This is a genomic window from Streptomyces sp. NPDC058985 (assembly GCF_042740985.1).
GTDB lineage: Bacteria > Actinomycetota > Actinomycetes > Streptomycetales > Streptomycetaceae > Streptomyces.
The window spans coordinates 24,278-46,680 of record NZ_JBHYJX010000017.1; the positions used below are offsets into that span (position 1 = coordinate 24,278).

At 72.3% G+C, this 22,403-nt stretch carries 17 protein-coding genes and 1 riboswitch; of the genes, 10 read left to right on the plus strand and 7 right to left on the minus strand.

The genetic code is table 11. The annotated features are described in order from the left end of the window. Window positions 1–23: 23 nt before the first annotated feature. On the minus strand, window positions 24–2,870 hold the full coding sequence (locus ACFW01_RS17395; RefSeq protein WP_384504366.1) for a GNAT family N-acetyltransferase: 2,847 nt from the start codon (window positions 2,868–2,870) through the stop codon (window positions 24–26). Between the two features lie 210 nt (window positions 2,871–3,080). Here ACFW01_RS17395 and ACFW01_RS17400 point away from each other — a divergent pair, with 210 nt between their 5' ends. The 3 genes from ACFW01_RS17400 to ACFW01_RS17410 all read left to right on the plus strand — a co-directional run bounded on the left by ACFW01_RS17400 (window position 3,081) and on the right by ACFW01_RS17410 (window position 6,219). Then, the gene (locus ACFW01_RS17400) at window positions 3,081–3,362 is read left to right on the plus strand and encodes an HPr family phosphocarrier protein (protein ID WP_122618470.1); all 282 of its coding nucleotides are present in this window, start codon (window positions 3,081–3,083) and stop codon (window positions 3,360–3,362) included. Window positions 3,363–3,631: 269 nt separating this feature from the next. Beyond that, a complete protein-coding gene (locus tag ACFW01_RS17405; RefSeq protein ID WP_384504368.1) occupies window positions 3,632–5,029 on the plus strand; it encodes an MFS transporter in 1,398 nt (465 codons plus the stop codon). Then, a complete protein-coding gene (locus tag ACFW01_RS17410; protein ID WP_384504370.1) occupies window positions 5,026–6,219 on the plus strand; it encodes an FAD-dependent monooxygenase in 1,194 nt (397 codons plus the stop codon). The genes ACFW01_RS17405 and ACFW01_RS17410 overlap by 4 nt, the downstream gene beginning before the upstream one ends. A gap of 145 nt (window positions 6,220–6,364) precedes the next feature. Here the strand turns inward: ACFW01_RS17410 and ACFW01_RS17415 are convergent, their stop codons facing one another. The 4 genes from ACFW01_RS17415 to ACFW01_RS17430 all read right to left on the minus strand — a co-directional run bounded on the left by ACFW01_RS17415 (window position 6,365) and on the right by ACFW01_RS17430 (window position 11,143). After that, window positions 6,365–7,060: a GntR family transcriptional regulator gene (locus tag ACFW01_RS17415; protein ID WP_384504372.1), complete on the minus strand. Its 696-nt coding sequence runs from the start codon at window positions 7,058–7,060 to the stop codon at window positions 6,365–6,367. Between the two features lie 200 nt (window positions 7,061–7,260). Further along, window positions 7,261–8,025, minus strand: coding sequence for a M23 family metallopeptidase (locus ACFW01_RS17420; protein WP_384504374.1), 765 nt, complete (start codon window positions 8,023–8,025; stop codon window positions 7,261–7,263). 12 nt (window positions 8,026–8,037) lie between these two features. Then, window positions 8,038–8,202: riboswitch (cyclic di-AMP (ydaO/yuaA leader) on the minus strand. A 191-nt stretch (window positions 8,203–8,393) separates the two neighbouring features. After that, window positions 8,394–9,782: a M16 family metallopeptidase gene (locus ACFW01_RS17425; RefSeq protein ID WP_384504376.1), complete on the minus strand. Its 1,389-nt coding sequence runs from the start codon at window positions 9,780–9,782 to the stop codon at window positions 8,394–8,396. After that, window positions 9,779–11,143 carry a M16 family metallopeptidase gene (locus ACFW01_RS17430; RefSeq protein ID WP_384504378.1) on the minus strand — a complete coding sequence of 455 codons (1,365 nt, stop codon included), beginning with the start codon at window positions 11,141–11,143 and terminating at the stop codon, window positions 9,779–9,781. The genes ACFW01_RS17425 and ACFW01_RS17430 overlap by 4 nt, the downstream gene beginning before the upstream one ends. A 312-nt stretch (window positions 11,144–11,455) precedes the next feature. On the opposite strand from ACFW01_RS17430, the gene ACFW01_RS17435 reads away from it, so the two are divergent. Beyond that, window positions 11,456–13,912, plus strand: a complete 2,457-nt coding sequence (locus ACFW01_RS17435; RefSeq protein ID WP_234958490.1) for a DNA topoisomerase IV subunit A — start codon at window positions 11,456–11,458, stop codon at window positions 13,910–13,912. On the opposite strand, the gene ACFW01_RS17440 is transcribed toward ACFW01_RS17435, so the two are convergent. Next, window positions 13,909–14,982 carry a CobW family GTP-binding protein gene (locus ACFW01_RS17440; RefSeq protein WP_384504380.1) on the minus strand — a complete coding sequence of 358 codons (1,074 nt, stop codon included), beginning with the start codon at window positions 14,980–14,982 and terminating at the stop codon, window positions 13,909–13,911. The genes ACFW01_RS17435 and ACFW01_RS17440 overlap by 4 nt on opposite strands. Before the next feature lie 317 nt (window positions 14,983–15,299). Here ACFW01_RS17440 and ACFW01_RS17445 point away from each other — a divergent pair, with 317 nt between their 5' ends. Both ACFW01_RS17445 and ACFW01_RS17450 read left to right on the plus strand, forming a co-directional pair. Next, window positions 15,300–15,851: a DUF6082 family protein gene (locus ACFW01_RS17445; protein ID WP_234958488.1), complete on the plus strand. Its 552-nt coding sequence runs from the start codon at window positions 15,300–15,302 to the stop codon at window positions 15,849–15,851. A 132-nt stretch (window positions 15,852–15,983) separates the two neighbouring features. After that, the gene (locus ACFW01_RS17450) at window positions 15,984–16,220 is read left to right on the plus strand and encodes a hypothetical protein (protein WP_122618478.1); all 237 of its coding nucleotides are present in this window, start codon (window positions 15,984–15,986) and stop codon (window positions 16,218–16,220) included. A 137-nt stretch (window positions 16,221–16,357) separates the two neighbouring features. Here the strand turns inward: ACFW01_RS17450 and ACFW01_RS17455 are convergent, their stop codons facing one another. Continuing rightward, window positions 16,358–17,539, minus strand: a complete 1,182-nt coding sequence (locus tag ACFW01_RS17455) for a citrate synthase/methylcitrate synthase (protein WP_234958487.1) — start codon at window positions 17,537–17,539, stop codon at window positions 16,358–16,360. A gap of 112 nt (window positions 17,540–17,651) precedes the next feature. On the opposite strand from ACFW01_RS17455, the gene ACFW01_RS17460 reads away from it, so the two are divergent. The 4 genes from ACFW01_RS17460 to ACFW01_RS17475 all read left to right on the plus strand — a co-directional run bounded on the left by ACFW01_RS17460 (window position 17,652) and on the right by ACFW01_RS17475 (window position 22,387). Continuing rightward, window positions 17,652–18,911, plus strand: coding sequence for a citrate synthase (locus ACFW01_RS17460; protein WP_384504383.1), 1,260 nt, complete (start codon window positions 17,652–17,654; stop codon window positions 18,909–18,911). A 54-nt stretch (window positions 18,912–18,965) separates the two neighbouring features. After that, window positions 18,966–19,907, plus strand: a complete 942-nt coding sequence (locus tag ACFW01_RS17465; protein WP_384504385.1) for a sucrase ferredoxin — start codon at window positions 18,966–18,968, stop codon at window positions 19,905–19,907. Between the two features lie 111 nt (window positions 19,908–20,018). Continuing rightward, the gene (locus ACFW01_RS17470; protein WP_384504387.1) at window positions 20,019–21,710 is read left to right on the plus strand and encodes an ATP-binding protein; all 1,692 of its coding nucleotides are present in this window, start codon (window positions 20,019–20,021) and stop codon (window positions 21,708–21,710) included. Then, window positions 21,707–22,387, plus strand: a complete 681-nt coding sequence (locus tag ACFW01_RS17475) for a response regulator (RefSeq protein ID WP_234958483.1) — start codon at window positions 21,707–21,709, stop codon at window positions 22,385–22,387. Before ACFW01_RS17470 ends, ACFW01_RS17475 begins: the two co-directional genes overlap by 4 nt. Window positions 22,388–22,403 lie beyond the last annotated feature (16 nt).

Consider the following 22,403-nt stretch of genomic DNA (forward strand, 5'->3'; position numbering starts at 1 on the left):
GACCCGGCCCAGGCCGTGCGCGGTCAGTACGCGGGGAGGGTCCGGGGGCCGAGGTCGTCCCTGGCGGGAGGGGGCGCGAGCCGGACGGAGGCTCCGAGGACGCTCAGGCCGTGCGGGGCCACCACCACCGGTTCCAGGGTGACGGCGACGACCTCGGGGTGGTCGTCGACCAGCCGGGAGACCCGCAGCAGCAGCTCTTCCAGGGCCGGGGCGTCGACCGGCGCCGAGCCGCGCCAGCCGAAGAGGAGGGGGGCGGTGCGGACCGAACGGATGAGCGAGGTGGCGTCGCGGTGGGTGACCGGGATCAGCCGGTGCGCCGTGTCGCCGAGCAGCTGTGTGGCGGCACCCGCGAGTCCGAAGGAGAGCACCGCGCCGGCCGCCGGGTCGATGACGGCCCTGACGACGGTGTCGACGCCGCGCGGTGCCATCCCCTGCACCACCGGGCGCAGCTCCGCGGGCCTGCCGAACAACTCGGTCAACTCGGCGTAGGCCCGGCGCAGTTGCTCCTCGTCCGCGAGGTCCAGGCGTACGCCGCCCAGGTCGGCGCGGTGGCGCAGGTGAGGGGCGGTGGCCTTGAGGGCGACGGGGTAGCCGATGGTCCGCGCGGCGGACGCGGCCTCGTCGGGGTCGGGGGCGGGCAGCGCGCGGTGGACGTCGATGCCGTACCTGCCGAGCAGCTCGCAGGTCTCCGCCGAGCCGAGGGTGAGCCCCTGCCCGCGCGCGAGGTACCCGGCTATCTGCCCGGCGGCGCCCTTCTCGTCGATGTCGTCGTACTCCGGGACCTTGCCGGGGTCCACGGCGTCGCGGCGCCACTGGGCGTAGGAGACGGCCTCGGCGAGGGCGCGGACCGCGCGTTCGGCGGCGGGGTAGGCGGGGATGAGGCGGGTGCCGTCGCCGGGGGCGGGAGCCTCCCGGGGCTCGGGGCGCTCCGGGGCCGTGGCCGCTCCGGGCTCGGCGGGCGTGGGCCGCCGGGGCTCCGCGGGGGGCGGCGCCTGCGGCGCGGTGCTGGCCGCGGCCGAGAGGGCCTCCGCCAGGCCGCCCAGTTCCACGTGGACCACCAGGACCGGCTTGGCGGGCACCGCGGCCGCCGCCGACCGCAGGGCCTTGGCCAGCGCGGCGTCCCCGGCCGGACCCTCCCCCACCGTCGGGATGGCGGTCACCACCACCGCGTCGCAGGTGTCGTCGGCGAGCGCCCGGGAGAGCGCCGCGTGGAAGTCGTCCGGCGAGGCCGCCGTCGTCAGGTCCAGCGGAGGGTGCGGTCGCAGCCCCTCGGAGAGGCACGCGTCGTAGGTCAGAAGGCCCAGTGATTCGGAGTTCCCCAGGATGGCGACCCTGGGGCCGGCGGGCAGCGGCTGGCGGGCGAGCAGCAGCCCCGCGTCCACCAGGTCGGTGATCGTGTCGACCCGGATCACGCCGGCCTGGCGGAGCAGCGCGGAGACGGTGGCGTGCGGCAGCCGCGTCGCCCGTACGGCGTGTCCCTGCGGGGCGACGCCGCCGTGCCGTGCGCCCTGCACCACGACCAGCGGCTTGGCGGCCGCGGTCCGGCGCGCCAGGCGGGTGAACTTGCGCGGGTTGCCGATGGACTCCAGGTACATCAGCGCGACGTCGGTCTCCGGGTCGTCGTACCAGTACTGAAGGACGTCGTTGCCGGAGACGTCGGCCCGGTTGCCGGAGGAGACGAAGGTCGACACGCCCGTGACGCCGGTGACTCCCCCGCCGCGCCGGTGCAGCCGGGAGAGGAGGGCGATGCCGATGGCGCCGGACTGGGCGAAGAGGCCGATCCGTCCCGGGCGCGGCATCTCGGGGGCGAGGGAGGCGTTGAGCCGGACCTCCGGTGAGGTGTTGATGATCCCGAAGGCGTTGGGGCCGATGATCCGCATGCCGTAGCTGCGCGCCTGCCGTACGAGGGCCCGCTGGCGTTCCCGTCCTTCGGCGCCGCTGTCGGCGTATCCGGCGGAGACCACCACCAGTCCCTGCACGCCGTGCTCACCGCACTCGTCGACGACCTCGGGGACCTGCTCGGCGGGGACGGTGACCACGGCGAGGTCGACGGGGCCGTCGACGGCGCGCACGGAACGGTGCGCGGGCACACCGTCGAGGTCCGTCAGATCGTCGGCGAACGACTTGTTCACGGCGTAGAGCCGGCCGGTGTAGCCCGCGTCGCGGATGTTGCCGAGGACGCTGCGGCCGACACCGCCCGGTGTCCGGCCGGTGCCGATGACGGCCACCGAACCCGGCTGGAGCAGGCGCTGGACGGAGCGGGCCTCCGCGCGGTGCTCGCGCGCGTACTGCACGGCGAGGGAGCGGTCGGTGGGTTCGAGATCGAACTCCAGGCGGACCACGCCGTCCTCGAAGCTGCGCTTCTGGGTGTACCCGGCGTCCATGAACACCTTGATCATCTTGGTGTTGGCGGGCAGCACCTCGGCGGCGAAGCGGCGGATCCCGCGCTCGCGGGCCACGGCGGCGATGTGCTCCAGGAGCGCGGAGGCGACGCCTCGGCCCTGGTGGGCGTCCTGGACGAGGAAGGCGACCTCGGCCTCCTCGGCCGGTGCTGGAGCAGGTGTTCCGGCGGGGCCGATCCGGTCGTAGCGTACGGTGGCGATGAACTCGCCGCCGATGGTGGCCGCGAGTCCCACCCGGTCCACAAAGTCGTGGTGGGTGAAGCGGTGGACGTCCTTGGCGGACAGGCGAGGGTACGGCGCGAAGAAGCGGTAGTACTTCGACTCGTCGGAAACCTGCTCGTAGAAGCTGACCAGGCGCTCGGCGTCATCGACGGTGATGGGGCGTACGCGCGCGGTGCCGCCGTCGCGCAGCACCACGTCGGCTTCCCAGTGGGCGGGGTACTCGTGCCGGTCCGACGAGGTCTGCATGGGCCCCAGAGTACGGCTCGCGTACGACAACGGCGCGGGGCAGTCTGTGGGGTACACGAGGACGAGACGAACTCGGACCGAGGCCGCGGTCCGACCACCACGCGGGACGGCACAGGGCCGTCCCGGCATGCTTCACGATGTGGGAAACTGGTCTAGACAACACTGGTCTAGACAACCTCAACCCTCTGAACACCTGAAGGGCAGCATCACATGGCTGAGCGCCGCGTCAACGTCGGCTGGGCCGAGGGTCTCCACGCCCGCCCCGCCTCCATCTTCGTCCGAGCCGCCACGGCCACAGGCGTCCCGGTGACGATCGCCAAGGCCGACGGTTCCCCCGTCAACGCGGCCTCCATGCTGGCCGTCCTCGGCCTCGGCGCCCAGGGCGGCGAGGAGATCGTCCTCGCCTCCGACGCCGAGGGCGCGGACATCGCCCTGGACCGGCTGGCGAAGCTGGTCGCCGAGGGGCTCGAGGAGCTTCCCGAGACCGTCTGACAGACGGCGACCGCGTGACGACGGCCCGGACGCGCCGCTTGAGCACGCCCTCTCCCTCAGCAATGTGATCTTCGGTCCGCGGGAGATCCGGGACCTGCTGCGGGAGGCGGATCTGTCCCGCGCCGGCCGACCGCCTCGTCCCGCCCCGCACCCCCTACCGCGGTATCACGCACACATTGGCTCCCGGGTATGACGCCCGCCGTATGGCCGTCCACCCACTCTGTCCTCCGTCAACGGCCCTCACCCCGGCCACGACGGAAAGGACACCCATGACCACAACCCTGGCTCCCCCGGTCCCCATCCGGAAATCCGCCGTCGGGGCCCTCGGCATCCTGGCGCTGTCCACCGGTGCCCTGGAGTCGGTGGTGGCACCGACGATCCCGCTCCTGGAACGCGAACTGGACATGAGCCAGTCCGAGGGAGCGCTGCTCAGCATCATCCTCCTCATCACCGGTGCGCTCATCACCCCATTGGCGGGCAAGTTCGGCGACCGCTACGGCGGGAAGAAGATCCTGATCCGGCTCATGGCGGTGGTCTCGGTCGGCGGCACGGTGTCCGCCCTGGCCCCCAACCTGCCCGTGCTGCTGGTCGGCCAGGTGTTGCAGGGTGCGATGATCGGCGCGCTGCCCCTGTCGTTCATCGTGGTCCGCGAACACCTCCCCGCCGGTGAGTCCAAGGTGGCCATCGGTGTGGTCAGCGGACTCTTCGTCGGCGGGTCGATGGTCGGCATGCTGTCGGCCGGTCCGGTGGCGGAACAGCTCTCCCGGCACTGGATGTTCGCGCTGCCGACGATCGCGGTCATCGGCGCCACCCTGCTCGTGAACCGGCTGATGCCGACGGATCCACCGGGCCGGTCGGACGGCTCCGGGATCGACTGGCCCGGCCTGCTGCTGCTGAGCGGGATGCTGGTCACCCTCATGCTCGTCCTCGCGCTGGCGCCCGAAGCCGGCTCGCAGCCACTCGCGCTCGTCGCCCTCGTGCTGGTTCTGGCCGCGTTCGTCACCGGATGGGTGAGGGTCGAACGGCGCGCGGCGGCACCGATGATCGACCTGCGCATGCTGGCACGGCCCGCGATATGGAAGGCGTGCGTGCTCACGTTCGTCATCTGCCTCGGTGCCACGATGGCGGTCTATCTGATTCCGCAACTGCTCGACGAGCGCGGCGACGGTTACGGATTCCGGGCCAGTGCCACCGAGATCGGTTTCTTCCTGCTGCCCGGCGCTCTCGCCGCGACGCTGGCCGGGCCGCTCGGCGGGATCGGGGACCGGCGTTTCGGCTCGCGTGCCGTGGTCAACACCGGCGTCGTCATGATGGCCGCCGGCCTGCTCGCCGTGGCGGCCGTGCACACCGAGGTGTGGCACCTCGTCGTCGGCAAGGTGCTGATCGCGCTGGCCAACGGCCTGTGCGTCACGGCGATGATGACCAGCACCGCCACCGCCGTCGACCAGGGCGACACCGGCATCGCGACCAGCCTGATCCTGGTGAGCCGCGTGGTCGGCTCCGCCGTCGGCGGGCAGCTCGGCGGCGCGCTCCTCACCGCCGGCACCCCTTCCGGGTCGAAGGTCGCGGCCGAATCGGCCTACGTCACCGGATTCGTCCTCGCCGGCGTCGTCGTCTCGCTGGCCCTGTTCGTCACCCGCACCATGAGCAAAGGAGTCAAAGCATGACCCGCACCGCACCGGGGCCCAAGGTCCTGATCTCCGGGGCCGGCATCGCCGGTGCCGCCCTGGCCTTCTGGCTCGACCGCCACGGATTCGAGGTCACCGTGGTGGAGAAGGCCGGCACGCTGCGCAGCGGCGGCTACCCCGTCGACGTACGCGGCACCGCACTCGACGTCGTGGAGAGGATGGGGATCCTGCCGCGGTTGCGGGACGCGCACATCGACCTGCGCCGGCTCACCTTCCGGGACGGGGACGGCGGCGAGGTCGCCTCGCTCCACCCGCACGCCGTCACCGGCGGCGTCGCGGGACGGGACCTGGAGATACGCCGCGGGGATCTGACGGACGCACTGTACACGGCGGTCCGGGACGAGGTGGAGTTCCTCTTCAACGACTCCGTCGACACCCTCGACCAGTCCGGGCACGGGGTCGACGTCACCTTCCGCGGTGGCGGCAGCCGCACCTTCGACCTGGTGTTCGGCGCGGACGGCATGCACTCACGCACCCGGGAGACGCTCTTCGGTCCCGAGGAGCGGTTCCACCGGTACCTCGGCTACTGCTTCGCCGTATTCACCATGCGCAACACCTTCGGCCTCTCCCACGAGAGCGTCATGTGGAACGCCCCGGGCAGGGCCGCCGCCCTCTACGCCGTGGGGGACGACGACGAAGTGCACGCCTTCCTGAACTTCGCCCGGCCACAGCCGCCCTTCGACGCCTTCGGCAGCCCGGACGCCCAACGGGACCTGTTCGCCGAGGTCTTCGCCGACGCCGGCTGGGAGGTCCCGGGCATCCTGACCGCCCTCCAGGACGCGGACGACGTGTTCTTCGACGCGGTCGGGCAGATCCGCATGCCCCGCTGGTCAAGCGGCAGGGTCGCACTGGTGGGCGACGCCGCGTACGCGCCCTCGTTCCTCACCGGGCAGGGCACCAGCCTCGCCCTCGTCGGCGCCTACATGCTGGCCGGTTCCCTGGCCGACCGAGACCACGCCGCGGGCTTCGCCGCCTACGAACACGGCACCCGTGACTTCGTGACCCTGAACCAGAACCTGGTCGGCCAGGGCGGCGCCACCCTCTTCCCGACCACCGCGCGCGCCCTGGAGCAGCGCAACGACCGACTGCGCGACCTCAGCGCCATGCCCGCGCCGGAGCCCCGCCCCGCCCATTCAGCCCTCACCCTGCCCGCCTTCGGCAGCCGCTGATACTCCGCTCGGTTCTCACACCGCCGCTGCCGGACCGGGTGCTTTTTTTCGCACCATTCCGCCTGCCGTATTCCTGCCGACCGGCAGGAATACGGCAGGCGGAAAATCCCCCCGAATTTCCTGCTCTTTGTATACGGGACCCATGTTAATGCCGCAGGCTCGCCGTGTTTACGGGACGTTGCGGGTTCCTCACACGCTCCGTCCTGCCGCCGCCGGAGTCGAATCGCAGGCGGTGTCCCGGTACCGACTGCTCGACGTGCAGCGCCATGAGCGCCCGCGCCCGGTCGCCGTCGCCCCGGGCCACCGCGTCGAGGATCGCGCCGTGCTCGGCCCAGTACTCCACCGGTCCGGCCGGCGCCTCCACGTCGTACATCCAGGCGATCTTGTGGCGCAGCTGGGTCAGCAGCGCCGTCAGGGAGGGGCTGCCGGCGGCCTGGGCGAGGGTCTCGTGGAACCAGCCGCCCAGGGAGCGCAGATCCTCGCCACTGCCCTGCCTGGCACGTTCCTGCCCCAGGCGGACCAGGCCGCGCAACACCTTGAGGTGGGCGTCGGTCCGGCGGCGGGCGGCCCGGGCGGCGCCCAGGGGCTCCAGGAGCGTACGGGTCTCCAGCAGGTCTTCGGCCTCCCGTTCGGTCGGTTCCGCGACGCACGCGCCCGCGTGCCGCCGGGTCACCACGAAGCCCTCGGCCTCCAGCGTGCGCAGGGCCTCGCGGACGGGGACGCGGGAGACGCCGTAGCGACGGGCGAGGAGTTCCTCGGTGAGCCGGCCCCCGCGCACGTGGACGCCGGCGACGATGTCGTCCCGGATCGCCGTGCACACCGAATGCGCCGGAATACGCATGACCGACCTCCGCTTTAATCCCCGTGAAACGTCGACGATTGACGTGTCCAGCGACTCTAGGCCAATCCAGCGGATATTCCGACGGCGGAGCGGATTTCATGGATCTTTTTTGGCCTACGACGGGCGGCTGCGCACCGACGAAAACCAAAAGCCCCGGCTCGGACGGCCGGGGCTTTCGGGTGGTGTCGCGGGGTCCGCCGTCAGACGTTCACGCCGTGGGAGCGGAGGTAGGCGACGGGGTCCATGTCCGAGCCGTACTCGGGGCTCGTACGGGCCTCGAAGTGCAGGTGGGGCCCGGTGACGTTGCCGGTGGCGCCGGAGAGGCCGATCTGCTGGCCGGGTTCGACCGACTGGCCGACGGAGACGCCGACGGACGACAGGTGCCCGTACTGCGTGTACGTGCCGTCGTGCATCTTGATCACGACCTGATTGCCGTACGCCCCGCCCCAGCCGGCCTCGACGACGGTGCCGACGCCGACCGCGTGCACGGTCGTGCCGCTGGAGGCGTGGAAGTCGATGCCGGTGTGGCTGCCGGAGGACCACAGGGAGCTGCCGGCCTGGTACGCGGTGGAGACGTAGGACGAGGTGATCGGCGGAACGAACGTGTTGAGGCGCTTGCGCTCCGCCTCCCGCGCGGCGCGCTCCTTGGCCTCGCGTGCCTCCTTGGCCGCCTCGGCGGCCCGCTCGCGCGCGGCCTCCTGGGCCGCCTCACGGGCGGCGGCGTCCGCGGCGGCCTGCCGCTGTGCGAGGGCCTGGGCGTCGATCTCCTCGGCCAGGGAGTCGCCGATGGTGATGACCGGGGTGAGTCCGCTCCGTTCCGCCTGGGGCTCGGCGGCGAGCGCCGGTGCCGCGAGGGTGCCGACGACGCCGGTGGTGGCGAGAGCCGCGACACCCGCCGCGCGGGCGGTACTGCGATGCATCTTGCTGGGACGCCGGTGCTTCCCGGTGGCGCGCGTGAACGCCATGTAGAGGCTGGTCCTTTCCTTCCCTCTCGCCTACCGGGTTAGCTGACGGGTTCGGAGCAGGAAGGTCTCCTACGGGCCCCCTCGCGACACGCGCGGGCGTCCGATTCACCCCAGGGACTGCGATGGGTCCCCGGCTCCCCTGGCTCGCGCCATGTGGGGACTCGGCGATGACTGTCCGGTGCCGCGGGTGCGGCGCACTGCCTGACGAACAGCCCGGATGACGCTAAACGGGGCTGCGTTCAATCCTCAAACGCAACAAGACTTTTGTAGCGCATGCCACAGGGCAGACGGGCAGCCTCTCCCTCAATTCGGACAAACGGCGGCCCCGGTGACACTCCGGTCACTGGGGCCGCTCTCCGCGCGTGCCGCTACTCGGCCGCCACCACGGTGACTTCACCGATGCCGAGGGCCTCGACGGGCTCCTTGATCTGTGCGGCGTCACCGACGAGGACGGTCACCAGACGGTCGACCGGGAAGGCGTTCACGACCGCCGCCGTGGCCTCCACGGTGCCCGTGGCGGCCAGTTGACGGTAGAGGGTCGCCTGGTAGTCGTCGGGCAGGTACTGCTCGACCTGGTCGGCCAGGGTGCTCGCCACGGCCGCGGCCGTCTCGTACTTCAGCGGCGCCACGCCCACCAGGTTCTGCACGGCCACGTCGCGCTCGGGGTCGGTGAGCCCCTCCGCGGCGAGCTTGCGCAGCACCGTCCACAGGTCCTCCAGGGCGGGGCCGGTGTTCGGGGTGTCGACGGAGCCGCTGATGGCGAGCATGGCGGCGCCGGTGCCGTCCGGCGCGGACCGCAGCACCTGCCCGAAGGCCCGAACGCCGTAGGTGTAGCCCTTCTCCTCGCGCAGGACGCGGTCCAGGCGGGAGGTGAGAGTGCCGCCGAGGCAGTAGGTGCCGAGCACCTGTGCGGGCCACACGCGGTCGTGCCGGTCGGATCCGGTGCGGCCGATCAGCAGCTGCGTCTGGACGGCGCCGGGCCGGTCCACGATGACGACGCGGCCCCGGTCGTCGGCGGTCACCGGCGGCACGGGACGGGGTTCGGCGGCGGAGCCGGTCCACGCGCCCAGGGTCTCGCCCAGCAGCGCGTCCAGGTCGAGGCCGGTGAGGTCGCCGACGACCACGGCGGTGGCCGTGGCGGGGCGGACGTGCCTCTCGTAGAAGGCGCGTACGGAGCCGGAGTCGATGGCCTCGACCGTCTCCTCGGTGCCCTGGCGCGGGCGCGACATGCGGGTCCCGGCCGGGAACAGCTCCTTGGAGAGCTCCTTGGCCGCGCGGCGGGCCGGGTTGGCCAGCTCGTGCGGGATCTCGTCGAGGCGGTTGCGGACCAGCCGTTCGACCTCGCTGTCCGCGAAGGCGGGTGCCCTCAGGGCGTCGGCGACGAGGCCGAGCGCCTTGGCGAGGCGCGAGGCGGGCACCTCCAGGCTGAGCCGGACACCGGGGTGGTCGGCGTGCGCGTCGAGGGTGGCGCCGCAGCGCTCCAGCTCGGCGGCGAACTCCTCGGCGGAGTGCTTGTCGGTGCCCTCGGAGAAGGCGCGCGCCATGATCGTGGCGACACCGTCGAGGCCGGCCGGCTCGGCGTCCAGGGGCGCGTCGAGGAGCACCTCGACGGCGACGACCTGCTGGCCGGGGCGGTGGCAGCGCAGTACCGTCAGCCCGTTGTCGAGGCTGCCGCGGCCGGGCGCGGGGAACGCCCACGGCTTGGGCTCGCCGGCCTGCGGCTGGGCGTGGAAGTCCATGGTGGCGAGGTCGGTCACTTGGCCGCCTCCTCGTTCTCGTCGGTGGCGTCGTTCTCGGCGGCGTGCTCGTCGGTGGGGGCGGTCGGCTCGTAGACGAGCACCGCGCGGTTGTCGGGGCGCAGGCGGGCCTTGGCGACCTCCTGGACCTCCGCCGCCGTCACCTCGAGCACCCGCTGCACGGCGGTGAGGGCGAGCTGCGGGTCGCCGAACAGCACGGCGTACCGGCACAGTTCGTCGGCGCGTCCGGCGACCGTGCCCAGCCGGTCCAGCCATTCGCGCTCCAGCTGGGCCTGGGCGCGCTCCATCTCCTCGGCGGTGGGGCCCTCCTCGGCGAACCGGGCCAGCTCCTCGTCGATGGCGGCCTCGATGACCGGCACCTCGACGTCACCGGACGTCTTCACGTCCAGCCACCCCAGGGAGGGCGCCCCGGCAAGCCGCAGCAGGCCGAACCCGGCGGCGACGGCCGTGCGGTCGCGCCGCACCAGCCGGTTGTAGAGGCGGGACGACTCGCCGCCGCCCAGGACGGTGAGCGCCAGGTCGGCCGCGTCGCTCGCGCGCGTGCCGTCCTCCGGGAGCCGGTAGGCCGCCATCAGGGCGCGGGCCGGGACCTCCTCCTCGACGACCTCGCGCAGCTGGCCGCCCATGACGTCGGGCAGCGAGCCGTCCCGGGGGGCCTGCTTGCCGTCGTGCGAGGCGATGGAACCGAAGTACTTCTCGATCCAGGCCAGCGTCTGCTCGGGGTCGATGTCGCCGACGACCGACAGCACCGCGTTGTTCGGCGCGTAGTACGTGCGGAAGAACGCGCGGGCGTCCTCCAGGGTGGCCGCGTCCAGGTCGGCCATGGAGCCGATCGGCGTGTGGTGGTAGGGGTGGCCCTCCGGGTAGGCGAGGGCGGTCAGCTTCTCGAAGGCCGTGCCGTAGGGGACGTTGTCGTAGCGCTGGCGGCGCTCGTTCTTGACGACGTCCCGCTGGTTCTCCATCGACTCCTCGTCCAGGGCGGACAGCAGGGAGCCCATGCGGTCGGCCTCCAGCCAGAGGGCGAGCTCCAGCTGGTGGGCGGGCATGGTCTCGAAGTAGTTGGTCCGCTCGAAGCTGGTGGTGCCGTTGAGCGAACCGCCGGCGCCCTGCACCAGCTCGAAGTGACCGTTGCCCTTGACCTGGGCGGAGCCCTGGAACATGAGGTGCTCGAAAAGGTGAGCCAGGCCGGTACGTCCCTTGACCTCGTGGCGGGAACCGACGTCGTACCAGAGGCAGACCGCAGCGACCGGGGTCAGGTGGTCCTCGGAGAGCACCACGCGCAGGCCGTTGGCCAGGCGGTGCTCGGTCGCTGTCAGGCCGCCGGAGTCTGCCTGGGCTGTGGCCGTGTGACCCATGGGCATGTACGTCCCTTCGATCGCGGAATCCTTGGTGGAATCACTGGGTGGATCATTGGGCGGAACTGCGGAATTCCGCCGATCCTGCCACTGTATGCAAGCGTGCGGGACGCCGGTGGAGTTCCCGGGCCTCCTACGCCGAGAGCGAGAACGGGGTTGGCGGCCCGCCGGGGACGAGGGCGCGGGAGGAGGGCGTACCCTGCGGGCAGCGCCGGGCCGGGCAGCCCGTGACGGGTCCTGGTCGGTGGCTGTCAGTGCCGCAGTCCACAATGGACGGCGTCAGATCACCGTTCACGCTTCAGCAAGGAGCCGGCAGCGATGGCCCGCCGTAGTACGAAGACCCCGCCGCCCGACGACTCGTACGAGGAGAAGATCCTCGACATCGACGTCGTCGACGAGATGCAGGGCTCCTTCCTCGAGTACGCGTACTCGGTCATCTACTCCCGTGCACTGCCGGACGCCCGCGACGGCCTCAAGCCGGTGCACCGCCGGATCGTGTACCAGATGAGCGAGATGGGCCTCAGGCCCGAGCGCTCCTACGTGAAGTGCGCCCGCGTCGTCGGCGAGGTCATGGGCAAGCTGCACCCGCACGGTGACGCGTCCATCTACGACGCGCTGGTGCGCATGGCCCAGTCCTTCTCGATGCGCGTCCCCCTGGTGGACGGCCACGGCAACTTCGGCTCGCTGGGCAACGACGACCCGCCGGCCGCCATGCGGTACACCGAGTGCCGGATGGCCGAGGCCACCAGCCTGATGACGGACTCCATCGACGAGGACACCGTCGACTTCGGGCCCAACTACGACGGCCAGGAGCGGGAGCCGGTGGCGCTGCCCGCCGCCTTCCCGAACCTGCTGGTCAACGGCGCCTCCGGCATCGCGGTCGGCATGGCGACGAACATGCCGCCGCACAATCTGCGCGAGGTGATCGCCGCCGCCCGGCACCTGATCCGGCACCCGAACGCCGATCTCGACGCCCTGATGAAGCACGTGCCGGGCCCCGACCTGCCCACCGGCGGCCGGATCGTGGGCCTGCCCGGCATCCGGGACGCGTACGAGACGGGCCGCGGCACCTTCAAGATCCGCGCGACGGTGTCCGTGGAGACGGTGACGGCCCGGCGCAAGGGCCTCGTCGTCACCGAGCTGCCCTTCGCGGTCGGTCCCGAGAAGGTCATCGCGAAGATCAAGGACTTGGTGGGCTCGAAGAAGCTCCAGGGCATCGCGGACGTCAAGGACCTCACCGACCGCGAACACGGACTGCGTCTGGTCATCGAGATCAAGAACGGTTTCGTGCCCGAGGCGGTCCTGGAGCAGCTCTACAAACTGACGCCGATGGAGGAGTCCTTCGGCATCAACAACGTCGCTCTGGTGGACGGCCAGCCCCTCACGCTGGGCCTCAAGGAGCTGCTGGAGGTCTATCTCGACCACCGCTTCACCGTCGTGCGGCGCCGCAGCGAGTTCCGCCGGGGCAAGAAGCGCGACCGGCTGCACCTGGTGGAGGGCCTGCTCACCGCACTGCTCGACATCGACGAGGTCATCCGCGTCATCCGCTCCAGTGAGAACTCCGCGCAGGCCAAGCAGCGCCTGATGGACCAGTTCTCGCTGAGCGACGTGCAGACCCAGTACATCCTCGACACGCCGCTGCGCCGGCTCACCAAGTACGACCGCATCGAGCTGGAGGCCGAGAAGGAGCGGCTCAACGCGGAGATCGAGGAGCTGACCCGGATCCTCGACTCGGACGCGGAGCTGCGCAAGCTGGTCTCCGCCGAGCTGGCCTCGGTCGCCAAGAAGTTCGGCACCGACCGCCGTACGACGCTGCTGGAGTCGGGCGGCGTCCCGGTCGCCGCCGTGCCGCTCCAGGTGGCGGACGACCCGTGCCGGGTGCTGCTCTCCTCGACGGGCCTGCTGGCCCGCACCGCGAACGCCGATCCGCTGGTCACGGAGGCCGGTGCCAAGCGCGTCAAGCACGACCTGATCGTCTCGGCGGTGGCGGCCACCGCGCGCGGCGAGGTCGGCGTGGTGACGTCCGCCGGGCGCCTGCTGCGGGTGAACGTGGTGGACCTGCCCCAGCTCCCCGAGTCCATGCCGGCGCCCAACCTGGCGGGCGGCGCGCCGCTGGCCGAGTTCGTGTCCCTGGAGGACGACGAGACGGTCGTCTGCCTGACCACCCTGGACGAGTCCTCGCCGGGCCTGGCGCTCGGCACGGAGCAGGGCGTGGTCAAGCGGGTGGTGCCCGACTACCCCTCCAACAAGGACGAGTTGGAGGTCATCACCCTCAAGGAGGGCGACCGCATCGTCGGCGGCGCCGAGCTGCGCACCGGCGAGGAGGACCTGGTCTTCATCACGGACGACGCGCAGCTCCTGCGCTACCAGGCCTCGCAGGTGCGCGCGCAGGGCCGCCCGGCGGGCGGTGTGGCGGGCATCAAGCTCACCGACGGAGCCAAGGTCATCTCCTTCACGGCGGTGGACCCGGCCGTGGACGGGGTGGTCTTCACGGTGGCCGGTTCGCGCGGCACCCTGGACGACTCCGTGCAGACCACGGCCAAGCTCACGCCGTTCGACCAGTACCCCCGCAAGGGGCGCGCCACGGGTGGCGTGCGCTGCCAGCGCTTCCTGAAGGGCGAGGACTGCCTGGCCTTCGCCTGGGCGGGCCCGACCCCGGCGCTGGCCGCCCAGAAGAACGGCACACCGGCCCAGCTCCCGGACATCGACCCGCGCCGCGACGGCTCCGGCGTGTCGCTGCCGAAGACGGTGTCGGTGGTGGCGGGCCCCGCCTAGGCGGTGGACGGCTCCTCACCGTCCGGGGATGCGCCGTCCGGGGACGGTACGTAGCGCAGGACGCCCCACATGCCGTGCTCGTCGGCGTGCGGGGTGTCGCTGCGGCAGGCGTCGAGTTCCTTGTCGAGGGCGGGCGCGTCGATGCCCGAGCCGATGAGGACGAGTTGGGTGCGGCGGGCGGCGCCGGGCGGCCAGGGCTCCGGGTAGAAGCGCAGGAAGCGTCCCACGGCGTGCACGGCGTACCGGTTGCGCGGGTCGGACGGGCCGAAGTCGACGTACCCCTTGATCCGGTACAGGCCCTCGGGCCGGCTGTCGAGGAACCGCATGAGCCGGCGCGGGTCGAGCGGCTCGTCGGAGACGAACGAGAGGGTGTCGTACGCCGCGTGGAGGTGCTCGGCGTGAGCGCCGTGCGCGTCGCGGTCGTGCAGGTCGTCGAAGGACAGCTGCCCCACGCGCTCCTCGCTCGGCCGGCACTCGTAGAGGAACGCGGGGTCGATCCGGCCGTAGGTCGCGGGCACGACGGCGGCGCCGTCGCTGAGCGAGCGGACGAGGGCGAGCACGCGCTCGGCGTCCTCGGCCCGGTCGGTCTTGTTGACCACGACCAGGTCGGCGAGGGCCAGGTGCCGGTCGATCTCGGGGTGCCGGGCGCGCGTGTCGTCGAACTCGGCGGCGTCGACGACCTCGACGAGTCCGCCGTAGACGACCTCCGGCTGTTCGCCGGCGAGCACCATGCGTACGAGTTCCTGCGGCTCGGCCAGGCCGCTCGCCTCGATGACGATGACGTCGATGCCGGCCTCGGGCCGGGCGAGCCGCGCCAGGTACCCGTCGAGTTCGCCCACGTCGACGGCACAGCACAGGCAGCCGTTGCCGAGCGACACGGTGGAGTCGCCGAGGGCGCCGGCGACGGCCATCGCGTCGATCTCGATCGAGCCGAAGTCGTTGACGACGGCGCCGATCCGGTTGCCTCCGCTGCGGTGGAGGAGGTGGTTGAGGAGTGTGGTCTTCCCGGAGCCGAGGAACCCGGCGAGTACGACGACCGGAATCTGCTGGCGTGTCGGGCGCTGCCCCACCGTGCGACCTCTCTCTCACCTACGCGTGCGCCGTTGCGCGGGAGTCCTGCACCGCGCGCGGAATGGCCTGCTCAGGATACGAGTCGCCGCGACCGACGCGGAGTGAACGATTGTTAGCAGCACTCTCGGGGCATGCGTCTGGCAAGGCGCCGGAGTGTGCGACCCTCGCTTCCCTCCGTGCGCCTCCTCTCCGCCTCCCCGCCGATCAGCGCCGCTCGGCACTCTGGAGGTGGCACGCGCCGCCCATCGCTCGCCGGTCCCCGTCAGCCGACCCGCACTCGACGACCGGCGGGCGGTCGCCTGAATCGGGGGTTGACATGGCCACACGCAAGAAGATCACGGGGAGGTTCGGCTCCGCGGCGACCGGGCTGCTGCTCGCCACGGCGGGACTGTCGCTGGCCGCGCGGCAGTGGCGGCTGGAGACGGTGCGCTTGCAGGAGCGAATACTGGAGCTGGAGGAGCTGACCAGTCGGCGGCAGTCGCTGGCGCATCAGCAGCGTATGCACTGGGAGTTGCTCACCAGGGCGATCGACGACCCGTCCCTGGCCGAGGTGATCGACACCTACGACAAGGGCATCCCGGCCGAACGACGCCGCCAGTTCTTCTACGCGAACGCCTGGTACGTGAACCTCTACCACGTTCACCAGGCAGGACTCCTGGATCAGGAAGGACTCCAGGGGCGCCTGCGGGAGTTCTTCCAGAGTCCGATCTTCCGTGAGTACTGGGAGGCGTCGAGGAACATGCGCGCCTCCCTCGACGAGCGCTCCGAGGAAGCCCGTCTGGGACGGGTGGTCGACGCTCTCGTCAGGGACCTGGACGAGGCCGACACGGAAGAGTGGTGGGTCGTGGGCACGCCTCCGAACGACTGAGGCCACCCAACGGAGTTAATGGCGGTTGATGACGGAGTGTCTCTCGGCGTACGGGCCGACGCGGTCAGCGATCACCCAGTACGGTGTGGCCTCGTCACTCCGCCAGCCCCTGCCTCTAAGGACCGGTACCCCTTGAAAATCGTGCGCCGCATCGGTGTGCCTCCCAGCGCTCGTGGCAGTACCACCGGATCCACCTGCCCGGACGTCTTCGAACTGAGCGACGGCAACTTCGCCGTCATCGGCACCGAGGCCACCGAGGCGTTGGAGCGTGAACTGCCCGCCGACGCCGCCCGCGCCGACTACGAACGCATCGTCGTCGTGAGCCGGGAGACCTTGATCCGGGCCAAGGCGGACATCCCCGACGCCTGACGCACCCCGTTTCTCCGGCCGCACCCACCGCCCGCCCGCGCCGGACACGCCACCGTCGAGGCATCCGGCACCCCGTCCATGCCCGACGCCCCCTCGACCAGGCCTGGCGCCCGAACGGCACCAGGCCAACTCGTTTCTCAGGCCACCGCCGGCACCCCGACCGGCGCCCCCGGCCCCACATACCGCGCCGCCGGACGGATGATCTTCGAGTCCCGCGCCTGTTCGAGGATGTTCGCGCTCCAGCCCACCACCCGCGCCGCGGCGAACGTCGGGGTGAACATCTCGCGCGGCAGACCGCACAGTTCCATGACCACGCCCGCGTAGAACTCGACGTTGGTGTGCAGTTCCCGCCCCGGCTTCAGCTCCGCGAGGATCGCCTCGACCCGGCGCTCCACCTCGACGGCGAACTCCACGCGCGGACCCCCGAACCCCTGCGCCACCTCACGGAGCATCCTGGAGCGCGGGTCCTCGGTGCGGTACACGGCGTGGCCGAAGCCCATGATGCGGTCACCGGCGAGCACCCGCTCGCGGATCCAGCCGTCGATGCGCTCCGGTGTGCCGATGGCGTCCAGGGTGTCCAGCGCCCGGCTGGGCGCACCGCCGTGCAAGGGCCCGGACAGCGCCGCCACGGCGCCGGTGAGGCCCGCCGCCACGTCCGCGCCCGTCGAGGCGATGACCCGCGCGGTGAACGTTGACGCGTTGAAGCCGTGGTCAATGGTGGAGATCAAGTACTGCTCGATCGCCCGTGTGCGCCGGGCGTCCGGCTCCTCGCCCGTCAACATGTAGAGGTAGTTCGCCGCGTAGGACAGGTCCTCGCGGGGCTCGACCGGGTCGAGTCCGTGCGCCAGCCGGTGCAGGGCGGTCAGCAGCGTCGGGACGGCGGCCGCGGCCACCAGGGTGTCCTGGCGGCGCTGCTCGGCCGACAGGTCGTACACGGGCCTGAAGCCCCGGGCCGCGCCCAGCAGCGACAGGGCCGTGCGCATGCCGGCGAGCGGGCCGGAGTGCCCGCCGGCCGCCGCGATGGCGGGGAGCGCCGCGCGCACCGCTCTGGGGAGGCTCCGCATCGCCGCGGTCTCGGCGGCGAAGGCCGCCCCGCGCCGCGCGTCCGGGAGTTCGCCGTGCACCAGCAGATGCCAGACGTCCTCGAAGCCGCGGCTGCGCGCCAGCTCGACGGCCGAGTACTGGCGGTAGTGGTAGAAGCCCTCGAGCCCCCGCACGTCGCCGACCTCGGTCTCGGCCACCACGACGCCGGCAAGCCCGCGCGGCACCTCGACGGGCGCCGCTGGGGACGGGCCGGCCGCGGTTCTGTTGACAGACATGATTACCTCCTTGAACTTGATTCAACTATCTATACTTGACCAGAAGATTGTCAATATTGATTGAATCAATGTTCGGTCCAGAACAAACCCCCAGGATCGATACGGTGACCCCATGCGCGATCAAGACCCCGGCCGCCCGGACGACGCCGAACGGCGCCTGACCACCAAGGAGGCGGCCGAACTCCTCAGTGTGAAGCCCGAGACCGTGTACGCGTACGTCAGCCGCGGCCGGCTCGGCAGCCGACGGACCCACGACGGCCGGGGCAGCACCTTCGACGCGGAGGAGGTGCGGGCCCTCGCCCGGCGCAACCGGCGCGACACCGGCGCCCCTGCGGCCTCCGGTCAGGAACTGGCCGTGCGCACCGGCATCACGCTCATCGAGAGCGACCGGTACTACTACCGGGGCGTCGACGCGGTCGAACTCGCCGCGCGCCACAGCTACGAAGAGGTCGCCGAATGGCTCTGGACCGGGGAGTTGCGCTCCCCCGCCGCCTTCTCCGCGCCCGAGTCCTCCGTGGCCGTCGCCCGACGGGCCGTCGGCGCCCTGCCCGAACACGCCGCCCCCACGGACCGGTTGCGGGTCGCGGCGATCGCCGCCGCGGTCGCGGACCCGCTCCGCTTCGACCTGTCCGAGGACGCGGTCCTGGGCACCGCGCGCATCCTCATCCCCACCCTCGTCGCCGCGCTGCCGCCCGTAGCGCGCGACGGCGACGACCGCGCCCCCCTCGCCCACCGCTTGTGGACCCGGCTCAGCGGGCGTCCCGCCGACGAGCCGGCACTGCACGCCCTGGACACCGCACTCTCCCTGCTCGTCGACCACGACCTGGCCGCCTCCACGCTCGCCGTGCGCGTGGCGGCGTCGGCCCGGGCGCACGCCTACGCCGCGGTGTCCGCCGGGCTCGGCGTGATCGAGGGGCCACTGCACGGCGCCGCGGGCGGGCTCGCGCACCGGATGCTGCTGGAGGTGCTCGACCAGGGCAACGCGGCGCCCGTGATCGCCGAGGAACTGCGGGCCGGCCGGCGCATCCCGGGCCTGGGGCACCGCCTCTACCCCGGCGAGGACCCACGCGCGCGTGCCCTGTTCGCGATCCTGGAGGACATCCCGCGAGCCGGGCCCGCGCTCGCCGCGGCCCGGGACGTCGAGGCCACCGCCGCCCGCCACACCCCGCTGCACGCCAACGTCGACCTGGCCCTCGCCGTCCTCACCGCCTCCTCCGGCATGGCGCCCTCAGCGGCCGAGACGATCTTCGCGGTGGCCCGCACGGCGGGCTGGATCGCGCACGCGCTGGAGGAGTACGGGGAGCGCCCCCTGCGGATGCGGCCCAGTGGGCTCTACACGGGCCCGCGGCCGCCGCAGCCACTGCCGGAGTAGCGTTCCCGCGCGGTGGGCAGTCACCGCGCGGCAAGTCAGGTTAGGCTCACCTCTGTGAGTACGTGCTCTACCGTCTCCTGGGACCTCGACGAGCCCGTTTCGGGCACCGCGCCCACCGCGACGACCTGGCTGCTTCTCGAACAGCCCGGCCCGTGGGGCGCCAAGGCGCTGACGTCGAGCCACCTGGACCCCGCGCTCGGCCGCACCCTGGAAGAGGCGGTCAAGGGTACGGGTGTGCGCGTCGCGCTCATCCGCCGGCCCGGACGGCACGCGGACCGCGGCACTCCGGTCGAACGCAGGGTGTACGCCGCCCACACCGTGCCGGGAAACGTGTGGGTGCACGCCACCACGATCAGGGATCCCCGGCGACTGCTCGACCTCGATTTCGCGGCGCTCGGCCGGGGCGATCACCGCGGCTTCGACTCGGCCCTCGACGGCGGCCCCCATATCGGTGATCCCCTGGCTCTCGTCTGCACCAACGGCAAGCGGGACCGCTGCTGCGCACTCCTCGGCCGCCCGCTGGCGGCCGAACTCGCCGCCTCCGGGGCGTCGGGCGTCTGGGAGATCACGCACCTGGGAGGCCACCGCTTCTCGCCGACCGTGCTCGTCCTGCCCCACGGATACGTCTACGGCCGCGTCCAGGCCCACGACGTCAAGGAGATCGTGCACCGCGCGCGGGAGGGCCGGATCGTCGTCGAGGGCTGCCGCGGGAACTCCGCGTGGGAACGTCCCGGACAGGCCGCCGAGCTGGCCCTGCGCTCGACGCTGGGCGAGGACGCGGCCGGGGCGCTGAGCGTCGTACGGACGGACGGCGCCGCACCCCGCTGGGAGGTGACCCTGGCCCACGCGGACGGGCGGCACTGGCGGGTCACCGTCGCCCAGGGCGCGTCGTCGCCGCGCCCGGAGAGCTGCGGGGCCTCGGTCCTCGGCTCGCCGGCGCGTATGGAGATCGCGGCGGTGCGCGCACTGACCGTGACGGCGGCGCTCGCGAGCTGACGCACCGGCCCGCCCGGACGCGAGCCGCACCCGCCCGCCCGGAACGCCTACGGGAGATCCGCGCCACATCCCTCTACGGGATGCCCCCACCTCCCACGTACGGTCATGGGTATGAGCTCCACTCCCCCAGTACGCCGCAGGCGCCTCGGCCTGCCGCGGCGGGTGTTCTCGCAGGTGCTGCTGATGCAGCTGGCGATCGCCGCGGGAGTCGCGGTGCTCGCGACCGGGCTGTTCCTGGCGCCGCTCAGTGACCAGCTGGACGACCAGGCGATGCGCCGGGCGCTGGCGATCGCGCAGACCACCGCGCAGCAGCCGCAGGTCGCCGAGGAAGTGCGGACCACCCGTCCGGCGACGGACGGGCCGGTGCAGACGGAGGCGGAGCGGATCCGGAAGGCCACGCAGGCCGAGTACGTCGTCGTGATGGACCGGCAGGGCGTGCGCTGGTCGCACACCGACCCGTCACGGATCGGCGAGGTCGTCTCGACCGACCCCGGGCAGGCGCTGGCCGGACATGACGTGATGGAGATCGACGACGGCACCCTCGGCCGCTCCGCACGCGGCAAGGTGCCCCTGCGCGCCACCGACGGCGACATCGTGGGAGCGGTCTCGGTCGGCATCGCCTACGACAGCGTGCGGGCACGGCTGATCCACGCCATCCCGGGCCTGTTCGCGTACGCCGGCGGCGCCCTGGCCGTGGGCGCGCTGGCGGCCTGGCTCATCTCGCGCCGGGTGCAGCGGCAGACCCGCGACCTGGCCTTCTCGGACATCGCGGGCCTGCTCGCGGAGCGCGAGGCCATGCTGCACGGCATCCGGGAGGGTGTGGTCGCCCTGGACCGCGGGGGCAGGGTGCGGCTGCTCAACGACGAGGCGCAGCGGTTGCTCGGCCTCGGCGCCGAGGCCGTCGGCCGCTCCCCCGACGAGGCGCTCGGCGCGGGGCGCACGGCCGATGTCCTGGCCGGCCGGGTGACCGGCACCGACCTGCTGACCGTCCGCGGCCAGCGGGTTCTGGTGGCCAACCGGATGCCCACCGACGACGGCGGTGCGGTCGCCACCCTCCGCGACCGCACCGAGCTGGAGCAGCTCGGCCGGGAGCTGGACTCGACGCGCGGCCTGATCGACGCCCTGCGCGCCCAGGACCACGAGCACGCCAACCGCATGCACACCTTGCTGGGGCTGCTCGAACTGGAGATGTACGACGACGCCGTGGAGTTCGTCGGGGAGGTGGTCGGCGATCACCGGGTGACCGCGGAGCAGATCACCGAGCGGATCCAGGACCCGCTGCTGGCCGCCCTGCTGGTCGGCAAGGCGACCGTCGCGGCGGAACGCGGAGTGCCCCTCGGGGTGTCGGACCGGACGCGCCTGCCGGACGGGCTGGTCGACCCCAGGGGGCTCGTCACGATCGTCGGCAACCTGGTGGACAACGCTCTCGACGCCGCCTCGGGGACACCGCACGCGCGCGTGGAGGTCGAACTGCGCGCACAGGGGCGCGCCGTCACGCTCCGGGTGCGCGACACCGGGCCCGGGATCCCGGCGGAACACCGCGAGCTGGTGTTCACGGCGGGATGGTCGACCAAGGAGCCGCCGACGCACCGGCGACGCGGTATCGGGCTGTCGCTGGTGCGCAGGCTGGCCGAGCGGCAGGGCGGCAGCGCCACCGTCGGCGCGGCGCACGGCGGAGGCGCGGAATTCGTGGTCGTCCTGCCCGAGGCACTGGCGGAGGCGAGCATGGAACCCGTCCCCACCGCCCGCGCGGTACCGGCCCCCGCGCCCGTGAACACCGCTGCCGAGGAGGAGTCCCGATGATCGAGGTCCTGGTCGTGGACGACGACACGCGGGTCGCGCGGGTCAACGCCGCCTACGTGGAGAAGGTGCCGGGCTTCCACGTCGCGGGCGAGGCGCACAGCGCCGTGGAGGCCCTGCGCCGCGTGGAACGACTGCCGCGCCTCGACCTGATCCTGCTCGACCACTACCTGCCCGACCGGACCGGCCTGGAGGTCGTCCAGGAGATGCGGCGGCGCGGCCACCAGACGGACGTGATCATGGTGACGGCCGCCCGGGACGTGTCGACCGTCCAGGCGGCGATGCGGCAGGGAGCCCTCCAGTACCTGGTGAAGCCCTTCGCCTACGCGGGGCTGCGCGCCAAGCTGGAGGCGTACGCGGAGCTGCGGCGCACCCTCGACGGAGGCGGTGAGGCGGAACAGGCGGAGGTGGACCGGATCTTCGGCGCCCTGTCCGCGCCGTCGGAACCGGGGCTGCCCAAGGGCCACTCCCCCACCACAGCCGAGTCGGTGCGCCAGTGCCTGATGCAGTCCGACGGACCGCTCTCGGCCCAGGAGATCGCCGAACGGACCGGGGTGAGCCGCCAGACCGCACAGCGCTACCTGAAGCTCCTGGAGCGCACGGGACGGGCCAGGCTGACGCTCAAGTACGGCGACGCGGGCCGCCCGGAACACCGCTACGAGTGGGCGACCCGCCCGTGAACCGGGCGAGTCGCAC